General features: G+C 41.7%; 10 protein-coding genes. 9 read left to right on the plus strand and 1 reads right to left on the minus strand.

What is annotated here, in order from left to right; genetic code table 11:
- Window positions 1-97 precede the first annotated feature (97 nt).
- The gene (locus LJE72_RS25305) at window positions 98-451 is read right to left on the minus strand and encodes a PGRP and LysM peptidoglycan-binding domain-containing protein (protein WP_229250893.1); all 354 of its coding nucleotides are present in this window, start codon (window positions 449-451) and stop codon (window positions 98-100) included.
- 216 nt (window positions 452-667) lie between these two features.
- On the opposite strand from LJE72_RS25305, the gene LJE72_RS25310 reads away from it, so the two are divergent.
- From LJE72_RS25310 to LJE72_RS25350, 9 genes are all read left to right on the plus strand, one after another.
- A complete protein-coding gene (locus tag LJE72_RS25310; RefSeq protein ID WP_229250895.1) occupies window positions 668-1867 on the plus strand; it encodes a saccharopine dehydrogenase family protein in 1200 nt (399 codons plus the stop codon).
- Window positions 1868-1876: 9 nt separating this feature from the next.
- A complete protein-coding gene (gene nspC, locus LJE72_RS25315) occupies window positions 1877-3016 on the plus strand; it encodes a carboxynorspermidine decarboxylase (protein WP_229250897.1) in 1140 nt (379 codons plus the stop codon).
- Window positions 3017-3058: 42 nt separating this feature from the next.
- Complete coding sequence (locus LJE72_RS25320) at window positions 3059-3328, plus strand: hypothetical protein (RefSeq protein WP_229250898.1); 270 nt, start codon at window positions 3059-3061, stop codon at window positions 3326-3328.
- Between the two features lie 292 nt (window positions 3329-3620).
- The gene (gap, locus tag LJE72_RS25325; protein WP_229250899.1) at window positions 3621-4631 is read left to right on the plus strand and encodes a type I glyceraldehyde-3-phosphate dehydrogenase; all 1011 of its coding nucleotides are present in this window, start codon (window positions 3621-3623) and stop codon (window positions 4629-4631) included.
- Between the two features lie 18 nt (window positions 4632-4649).
- Window positions 4650-6386 carry a pyruvate kinase gene (pyk, locus tag LJE72_RS25330; protein ID WP_229250901.1) on the plus strand — a complete coding sequence of 579 codons (1737 nt, stop codon included), beginning with the start codon at window positions 4650-4652 and terminating at the stop codon, window positions 6384-6386.
- 315 nt (window positions 6387-6701) lie between these two features.
- Complete coding sequence (gene rlmN / locus LJE72_RS25335) at window positions 6702-7766, plus strand: 23S rRNA (adenine(2503)-C(2))-methyltransferase RlmN (RefSeq protein ID WP_229250903.1); 1065 nt, start codon at window positions 6702-6704, stop codon at window positions 7764-7766.
- 43 nt (window positions 7767-7809) lie between these two features.
- Complete coding sequence (locus LJE72_RS25340; protein ID WP_229250905.1) at window positions 7810-8841, plus strand: threonine aldolase family protein; 1032 nt, start codon at window positions 7810-7812, stop codon at window positions 8839-8841.
- A gap of 122 nt (window positions 8842-8963) precedes the next feature.
- Window positions 8964-9236: an autorepressor SdpR family transcription factor gene (locus LJE72_RS25345; RefSeq protein WP_229250907.1), complete on the plus strand. Its 273-nt coding sequence runs from the start codon at window positions 8964-8966 to the stop codon at window positions 9234-9236.
- Window positions 9233-9886: an SdpI family protein gene (locus LJE72_RS25350; RefSeq protein ID WP_229250908.1), complete on the plus strand. Its 654-nt coding sequence runs from the start codon at window positions 9233-9235 to the stop codon at window positions 9884-9886. Before LJE72_RS25345 ends, LJE72_RS25350 begins: the two co-directional genes overlap by 4 nt.
- Window positions 9887-10271: the final 385 nt, after the last annotated feature.

Raw genomic sequence — 10271 nt, forward strand, 5'->3', positions numbered from 1 at the left:
CATGACCTCAAACCCTTCTGGTATCTAGCTTTTATGAGAATTTAGCAAACCCTAACTATATATGTAGTAACCTCCGACCTGGGCTCGCATTCGGCACCTAAGGCAACCCAAGTTTCCTCATCAGCGATACCTGTTCTTTCAAGCTCTCTTTGGCTTTCTTGGAAGGCAATAAGACTGCTTCGGTTCTTTGACCAAAGATACCGTCTATACGTCCGGGGTTAAATCGAGCAAACATAAGAAGTTTTTGTAATCTGCTAACTGCTGAACCGCGATCTCCACTGCGTAAGAGCGGGCATTTTAGGTTGCTGGTTGGGATGAGAATAATCTGTCCTGGATAAATTAAATCTGGATTAGTGATTTGAGGGGTGATGGGGAGAATGGCCTCAACAGAAGTATTATAGGTTTGAGCAATTTTAAATAAAGTATCTCCCGCTTGAACAATATAATTCATATAAGCCTCCCAATGACTTTTTATACCTATGTATTATTGAAGCTTTAAGGTGTGTATTTAGTCCTGAAGTTTTCATTGGTTAATTTAAAGATTACTGATTGGTACGGCAATTTCTAGGGAAAGAAAAATATTGTAGTATTATGGGTTTTAATTGATTATTTATAGTGTATTATGTATAATTTGCATTGTTGTAAAAGTGATTGGAGGGTGCTGAATATGGGAAAAGCGTTAATTATCGGCGCTGGAGGAGTAGCCAGTGTTGCTATTCATAAATGCTGCCAAAATCCAGATGTTTTTGAAGAGATTTGTATTGCCAGCAGAACAAAAGAAAAGTGCGACGCCATCAAAAACAAATTGGAAGGAAGCCAAACGATTATACATACCGCTCAGCTCGATGCTGATAATACCGAGGCGGTTATTGAGTTAATTAAAAGCTTTAAGCCTGATATTGTCATTAATCTGGCGCTCCCATATCAAGATTTGACGATAATGGATGCCTGCTTGGCTACGGGAGTGGATTACTTAGATACGGCGAATTATGAACCCCCTGCTATTCCGAAATTCGAGTACAAATGGCAGTGGGCCTATCGGGAGAAATTTGCCCAAGCTGGAATTACAGCTCTGCTGGGCAGCGGTTTTGACCCTGGGGTTACCGGCGTCTTCTGTGCCTATGCTCAAAAGCACTATTTTGATGAAATCCATACTATTGATATCGTCGATGCCAATGCCGGGGATCACGGTTACCCCTTTGCCACCAATTTTAATCCTGAGATTAATATCCGAGAAATCACGGCCAATGGCAGATACTATGAAAATGGTGCCTGGATTGAAACTGAACCTCTGGCCGTGAAAAAAGAATATAATCTGCCCCAGATAGGCCCCAAGAACATTTACCTGCTGTATCATGAAGAACTGGAATCCCTGGCTGTCAATATTAAGGGAATTAAAAAAATCAGATTCTGGATGACATTCTCGGACAATTACATCAATCACCTGCGGGTTCTGGAGAATGTGGGCATGACCTCCATTGAGCCCATAAATTTTGAGGGACAACAAATTATTCCCTTGCAGTTTTTAAAAGCAGTGCTGCCTGACCCGGCTTCCTTAGGCTCAAGAACTAAAGGGAAGACTAATATCGGTTGTATTATTCAAGGAACTAAAGACGGTAAGCCCAGAACTTACTATGTTTATAACGTCTGTGATCATCAAGAGTGTTATGCTGAGGTTGGTTCTCAAGCCATCTCCTATACAACCGGGGTTCCGGCCATGATCGGGGCAATGCTGATGCTCAAAGGAATTTGGAAAAAACCCGGTGTCTTCAATGTGGAAGAATTTGATCCTGATCCCTTTATGGAAGCCTTAAATAAATGCGGTTTGCCCTGGCAGGAAGATTTCTCGCCAACCTTGCTAGATTGAGGTGAATTAATGGACATTGACATCAAGGGCCTGCCATCACCCTGCTATATAGTAGATGAAAGACTATTTGTAAGGAATCTGGAAATCTTGAATTCCGTGCAAGAAGGAACCGGCTGCAAGATTCTGCTGGCCCAAAAAGGTTTTTCTATGTATTCCTTATTTCCACTGGCCGGTAAATATCTGACGGGTGTAACCTCTAGCTCCTTATTTGAAGCCAGGCTGGGCTATGAAGAAATGGGCAAAGAAGTTCACATTTATGCACCGGCTTATATAGAAGAAGAATTCGAGGAAATCATGAGTTATTGTGATCATATTTCCTTTAATTCGTTTGATCAGTGGAATAGATTTAAAGATAAAGTGAAAAACCAACCAACCAAACCCATAAGCTGTGGAATACGTATCAATCCGGAATACTCGGAGATAGAGACCCCGATCTATGATCCTTGTTATCAAAATTCAAGACTTGGGGTGACCTTAGCTAATTTTCGGCCTGACGAATTAGAGGGCATTGAAGGACTTCATTTTCATACCATGTGTGAGCAGAATTCGGATACCTTGGAGCGCACTATTCGGGTAGTTGACCAGAAATTTGGTCAGTATATCAAAAAAATGAAGTGGTTGAATTTTGGTGGGGGACATCATATTACCAGACCTGATTATAATATTGAAACCTTAGTCCGCTCAATAAAGTACTTTCAAGACAAATATGGCGTGGAAGTGTACTTGGAACCCGGTGAAGCCGTTGCCTTAGACACTGGATTTTTAGTCGCCAAAGTTCTGGACATTGTAGACAACGGAATGAAAATTGCCATTTTAGATACCTCTGCCGCTTGTCATATGCCCGATGTGCTGGAAATGCCCTACAGACCCAAGATTATTGATGCCGGAAAGCCGGAGGAGTATTCTTATACCTATAGACTTGGCGGACTAACTTGCCTTGCCGGAGATGTCATTGGTGATTATTCATTCAGACAGCCATTAAAATCTGGGGATAGGCTTGTTTTTTGTGACATGGCACACTATACTATGGTGAAGAATAATATGTTCAATGGGGTAAATCTGCCTTCGATTGTATTATATAATGAAGATGAAGGTATTAAAGTCGTTAAGCAATTTGGCTATGAAGATTTTAAAAATCGTCTTTCCTAAGTAATTAGGTTGCAGATTATCAACCTGCTGGTGAGGTATTATATGAAGGACTTAGCTGATTATCAAAGAAGCGGAAATAAGAAGAAGTATGTTCGGGATTTTCCGGAAGGGATTTTGGATGTTATTGAAAAGGATTATCCCCAACGATATTCTATGATTTTGGAAGGGCTAACCTCCATAGCTGTCTTGTTTTCCGCTGAAGAATGGATTGAGATCCTAACGAAGTCCAGAAATTCCTTCAGAGATCACATCCAACGAACTAATTTAACAAAAATATATTCTCTTCAAGGAAATAAAGCTAGAATTGGATGAGTCGATACCTATCTGTATTAATCGGTAAATTTTCTAAGGCTCAAGTGGGTCGGCATATGCTTACTTCGGTGGGGTTGAATTTCCGCACCGAGGTTGCTATGTTCATCTGTAGTCAAAGGCATTTAATCTGTATTTAGCGTCAGCAAAGTAGGAATTCAGGCTATGCTTGTCCATAGTCTGAATTTTTTAAATTTTGTCAGATAGGAGGAATTTGTCCCTTTACACAGAATTATAGAATGTTGGTTATAAATATATTGTTCGATTATTCCGTATAATTAAGAGGAGGTTAACCATGAGTTTCCGCGTAGCAATTACAGGTTTTGGTCGAATAGGTCGTCTTACACTGCGTTCAGCCCTGAATCAATCACTGCCCTTTGAAGTGGTGGCAATTAATGATATGGGCAGTCCTGACATGCTGGCCCATTTGCTCAAATATGATTCCGTTCACGGAACCCTTCCGAATAAAGTGGAAGTTGATGGACGTGCACTGGTTATTGATGGAAAGCGAATTGAAATTGTTTCAGACAGAAATCCTTTAAATTTACCCTGGGCCGAACTGGGGATAGACATAGTCGTAGAATGTACCGGTAAATTTAAGAAACGTGATGACGCTGCCCAACATATTACAGCAGGAGCGAAGAAGGTGCTCATCTCCTCTCCGGCAAAAGATGAAGATATTACCATTGTCATGGGAGTTAATGATAATAAATATGATCCCTTGAAACACCATGTAATTTCCAATGGTTCCTGTACAACTAACTGTCTCGCTCCCGTTGCCAAGGTATTGCTTGATTCATTTGGAATTGAGCAGGGGATGATGACGACAATCCATTCAGTTACCAACGATCAACGAACTGTCGATGTAAAGCACAAGGATTGGCGCAGATCGAGAGCCGCCTATCAATCAATGATTCCGACAACTACAGGAGCTGCTAAAGCGGTTACCCTTGTTATACCGGAATTAACCGGGAAAATGAATGGACTAGCTGTTAGGGTACCAACCCCTAATGTTTCTTTAGTTGATTTTGTGGCTATCTTGTCAAAACCTGCAACGAAAGAAGACGTCAATAATGCCTTACGAGAGGCTGCCAATGGACCTATGAACGGATATCTGGAATATACAGAATTACCCCTTGTTTCACATGATTTCAACGGCAATCCGGCCAGTTCTATTGTCGATGGCTTATCCACTATGATGATGGGTGATAACATGGTTAAAGTGTTGGCTTGGTATGATAACGAATGGGGCTATTCTTGCCGCATTGTTGATATGGTTAAACTTATGGTTACAAAAGAATTGTAAGTTTGGGGGGAGGGTACCATGAGAAGGACTAAAATTGTCTGTACTATTGGTCCGGCAAGTGAGTCGAGGGAAAAGGTTCAAGCACTTCTGGCAGCGGGAATGGATGTTGCCCGTCTTAATTTTTCTCATGGAACCCATGAAGAACATGGGCGTCGAATAGCAACGCTGAAAGAGGAAGCAGCTAAAGCCGGAAAGCATTTAGGTATTCTTCTGGATACCAAAGGGCCTGAAATACGTACCGGTAAAGTTCCTGAAGAGGGTGTGGTTCTGGCCAATGGGTTAACTTTTAGTCTGGATACGGATTTAAACAGAATTGGTAATCAGGAACGGGTGGGAATAACTTATAGGGATCTATGGCGCAAAGTAAAACCAGGCAGCCGCATTCTTATAGACGATGGACAAATCGAATTAGAAGTTACTGCTGCGGAGAAGGACTTAATTAATACTAGGATTCTTAATGGCGGTGTTCTAAAATCTCAAAAAGGGGTTAATATTCCCAGTGCCCTGATTGATTTACCGGCTGTTACTGAGAGAGATACAGAGGATATTCGTTTTGGAATTTCCCAAGGAATTGATTTTATCGCTGCTTCTTTTACTCGGAAGGCCTTAAATATTTTGGACGTGCGCAGGATTTGTGAGGAAATGAACGCGGATGTACATATCATAGCTAAAATTGAAAGCCGGGAAGGGATCGATAACTTAGATTCTATTCTTGAAGTCGCTGATGGTCTCATGGTAGCCCGAGGCGACCTGGGGGTAGAGATACCCGTAGAAGAAGTTCCGATTCGCCAAAAGGAAATGATCCGCAAGTGTAATTTGTTGGGGAAACCCGTTATCGTGGCTACTCAGATGTTAGATTCCATGATACGTCAACCGAGACCAACACGGGCGGAAGCCAGCGATGTGGCCAATGCTATCTTAGATGGTACGGACGCCATTATGCTGTCCGGGGAAACTGCGGCAGGGCTATTCCCCATTGAAGCCGTCCGAATGATGGATAGAATATCTCAGCGTACTGAACTAACTTGCCTGGACAATAAAGCATCTCAACATCCTCAAGTCAATGTTGCCGAGGCCATTAGTTTTGCCAGCTTTACCATTGCTAAAGATCTGCACGCAGCGGCTGTTCTGACGCCTACCCATTCCGGTTTGACAGCACGTATGATTTCCAAGTACCGTCCCCTGGCCTTGATTGTGGCAGCTACTCCATTTTCTGAAACAGCCAGGAAGTTAGCTCTAAAATGGGGTGTGGAGTCAATCCTTGTCCCTCAGAGTTCGGGAACGGATGAAATGGTTTCAGTTGCCGTGAATACTTCCCTAAATAAAAATTATATCAAGTCAGGGGATATAGTCGTCATTACAGCAGGTGTTCCTATTGGTAAAGTGGGTTCTACCAATATGATCAAAGTCCAAATAATGGGGAATATTATTGCCAAAGGAATGGGGATTGGACGAAAATCCTATTCCGGTATCGCCCGCAGAGTTCAAGTACCGGGTAAGGACACTTTTAATGACGGAGAAATCCTAATCGCCCAATCAACGGATGCAGAATTTGTTCCTTTAATTGCTCGCGCAGGGGCGTTGGTCGTTGAGGAAGGCGGTCTGACGTCACATGCCGCTATTGTAGCTGTACAGTTCGGTATTCCGACGATTGTCGGTGCCGTTGAGGCTTTCTCCAAGGTTTCAGATGGTCAGAGTTTAACCGTTGATGCAATGACAGGCTTGATGTATGAGGGTTCCGTCAGCATTTTATAGGAATCCAGAATCTCCAAACATCAGTGTAGGCTAGTCACGAGCATTATTCCATGATTAAGCCTGAAGAAACATGGAATATGGGATAACTAATGAATAGAAGGATGGCTCTGCCATCCTTCTATTTTACCTTGGCGGAAAGATCCACCACTACCACAGGTAGATAGTGATTCCGTAGTTATGGTATAATTAAATTTGATAATCCGCCAGAGACTTAACCATAAGTTAAGGGCTCTGGCATTGTTATAGAGCTTTAGCAAAAAAGCCGTTAGGCAAAAATCAATATTCGCAAATCTGACGAATAATAGCGAGGTTATCATGAAAAAAGAATCCATCTATGGATTAACCCTGGAACAATTGATTGAGTGTCTGCAAGATCATGGGCAAAAAAAATCCCGAGCTTTGAGAGTCTGGGACTGGCTTTATAGAAAGCGAGTTGCAAATTTTTCCGAGATGACGGATCTCAATTCTGAATGTCTGGAATTATTAAAAGATCACTTTATACTGCAATCTTTAAGAGAACATACAAGCCAAGAATCCGTGGATGGAACGATTAAATTCTTGTTCAAATTACCGGATGACAACCTGATTGAAACAGTCCTAATGAGACATAAATTTGGTTCATCCGTTTGTGTAACAACTCAGGTTGGGTGTAATATTGGGTGCAGTTTTTGTGCCAGCGGTTTATTGACCAAACATCGTGACTTGTCCGGCAGTGAAATCGTGGAGCAAATCATGAAAGTCCAAGAATACATGGATAATGCTCGCCAGGGTGAGAAAGTGAGTCACGTAGTCGTCATGGGAATCGGCGAGCCTTTTGATAATTATATAAATGTTATGGACGCTTTACGCATCATCATAGACCACAAAGGACTTGCCATCCCCGGCAGGGGTATCACAATATCCACCAGCGGTTTGGCGGACAAAATTTATGAGTTTGCGGACAGTGATTTAAAGGTAAATCTGGCCATCTCCTTACATGCCCCAACCAACGAACTCCGTGAGCAGATTATGAAGATCAACCGGGTTTACCCCCTGGAAAAGATAATCCAAGCTGTTGAATACTATCTAGCGAAAACCAAACGCCGGATAACCTTAGAATATATTCTACTCAAGGATCTGAACGATCAGCGTGAGCATGCTCTTCAGCTGGTAAGTTTAATAAAAAATATCCAACAACTTATCAATATAAATCTAATTCCCTATAACCCGGTGGATGAACATCCACAATATCAGAGAAGTGACCATGAAACCATGCTCGCTTTCTATGATGTTCTTAAAAAGCATGGAATTAATTGCAGTATCCGCCTGGAGCATGGCAGAGATATCGAGGCTGCCTGCGGACAATTAAGGAGCAAGCAAGTTAAAGCAAACCAGGGATGAGATTAGTTAACTGGTTCAACTAGAGATAAAGGAGAAGCACTGAATGTACAGTTTTAAAGATGATTATAGCGAAGGGGCACACCCCAGGATCTTAGAGGCCTTAATCCAGACAAATCTTCACCAGATGAAAGGTTATGGTGAGGATGAGTACACAAGAGAAGCAATCGAGTTGATTAAAAAAAAGCTCAAGCCCAGGGATGTAGATGTTCATCTCCTTTCCGGAGGAACCCAAACCAATCTTACGGTGATTTCAGCATTTCTAAGGCCTCATGAGGCGGCTATTGCGGCTAATACCGGGCATATTCTTGTCCATGAGACCGGGGCTATCGAAGGGACGGGGCATAAAGTACTCTCCTGCGAAGTGAGGGATGGAAAGCTGGCTCCGGATCATATCCAAGCTGTTCTGGATGCCCACACGGACGAACATATGGTCAAGCCGAGATTGGTTTATATCTCAAATCCCACAGAAATCGGCTCGATTTATTCCAAGGGTGAACTCGAAGAATTGAGCCGGTATTGTCAGAGCACTGGTTTGATATTATACCTGGATGGAGCACGCTTAGGTTCTGCTCTATGTTCAGAAGAGAATGACCTCGAACTTAGTGACCTGGGAACCCTGGTTGATGCCTTTTATATTGGAGGAACTAAAAATGGGGCCCTCTTAGGCGAGGCCTTAGTGATTTGCCAAGATTCCCTGAAAGAGGATTTTCGGTTTCATATTAAGCAAAAGGGAGGGCTCTTGGCTAAAGGCCGAGTGCTGGGCCTGCAGTTCCTGGAGCTTTTCCGAAATGATCTCTATTTTGAACTAGCTAGACATGCCAATGCAATGGCCCAGCTGCTTAAGACCGAAATTAGTGCAGCAGGATATCGATTCTTCACCCATTCGCCATCTAATCAGATTTTTCCCATACTGCCTAATTGGCTGATTGCTAAGCTTCAAGAAGAGTATGCTTTTTATGTTTGGGCAAAAATTGATGAAGATCACTCGGCCATTCGGCTTGTAACTTCCTGGGCTACAAGTGAGGAAGCTGTTAGCGCTTTGAGAGAAGAGATTAGAAAGGCCGTCAGAAACTAAGGAAAAATGAACCAAATTATCAACAATATACATTTAGAAATTTATCTAAATGTATATTGTTTTTTTATTTATAGAGGGGTAAAATACATTTAGATGATCTTCTAAATGAAGGGGGGAGCGATATGGGGTTTCAGGAATCCTTAAAAGCAATGTCCGATAAAACTCGACGAGAGATTTTAAATTTGCTGAAGAATGGTGATATGACAGCAGGAGATATTGCTGCTCATTTTTCAATGACCCAGGCCACTGTGTCACACCATCTTTCGGTATTAAAGGACGGGGGATTAGTCATGGATCGACGGGATGGCAAATATATATTCTACGAGCTGAATACCTCGGTCATTGAAGAAATCATGGCTTGGTTAATAGAGCTGAAAGGGGTCGATAAACAATGAAAAACGAGAAAGTAATGATGAGATTAATGTGGGCCATGGCCTTGATTCCTCTGGTAATTACAGCCTTCATCTTTAACAATTTGCCTGCAGAAATCCCTATGCATTGGAATATTCAAGGCGAAATTGATGCCTGGTATCCCAAATTCCCTTGGGCGTTTATGGCTCCGCTAATCGGAATAGCTGTAACCCTTCTAGTAGCCATATTACCAAAAATTGATCCTAAAAAAGCTAACTACGATAGATTTAAAGACCAATACCTTTTAATTAGATTTTTGTTAGTCGCTTTCTTTGCGGTTCTGCAATTTGTAACAATGTCAATTAGTTTGGGAGCGACCTTCATTAAAGTTGATACGATTATAAAACTAATGTTGGGTATTCTTTTCATAGTTCTGGGCAATTTGATGCCTAAGTTTAAACAAAATTATTTTATGGGTATTAAGACACCTTGGACTCTGGATAATGAGGTGGTGTGGGCCAAGACCCATCGTCATGGGGGCTTTGTTTGGTTTATTGCTGGACTCATTATGACTGTTTTGGCATTCTTCCCTGGGAGTGGCAGTGCCTTTGTCTATTTTGCTGTAATATTTGTTTCTGCTCTTGAACCTATCTTGTATTCTTGGGTTCAACATCGCAAACAAAAGCAGCAATGAGCAATAATTTCAAAGTAGTTATTTCTATAGAAAAGCGGTCTGCTTCCACAGGTGAAGAGACCGCTTTTGCTCTAATGTTACAGCCCCTTTTTTCTTTTAAACAAGAGAAAGCAGTTGTGAAGAATATGCTATAATTAAAAGCGTTGAAGTAAAATAAGGAACACCCTAGAAGAAGGGGGAATGATAGGTCTAATTACGCTGAGTAATAAAACCAAATTATCAACAATATACATTTAAAAATATATCTAAATGTATATTGTTTTTCTATTTATATAGAGGTAAAACACATTTAGATCAACTCCTAAATGAAGGGGGGAGCGACATGGGGTTTGATAGAGTACAATTAAGTTCGCAAAATTAAAAAAGGGAAAACCATCGGTTACTC

Origin of the sequence: Desulfosporosinus shakirovi, assembly GCF_020595055.1 — a bacterium.
GTDB lineage: Bacteria > Bacillota > Desulfitobacteriia > Desulfitobacteriales > Desulfitobacteriaceae > Desulfosporosinus > Desulfosporosinus shakirovi.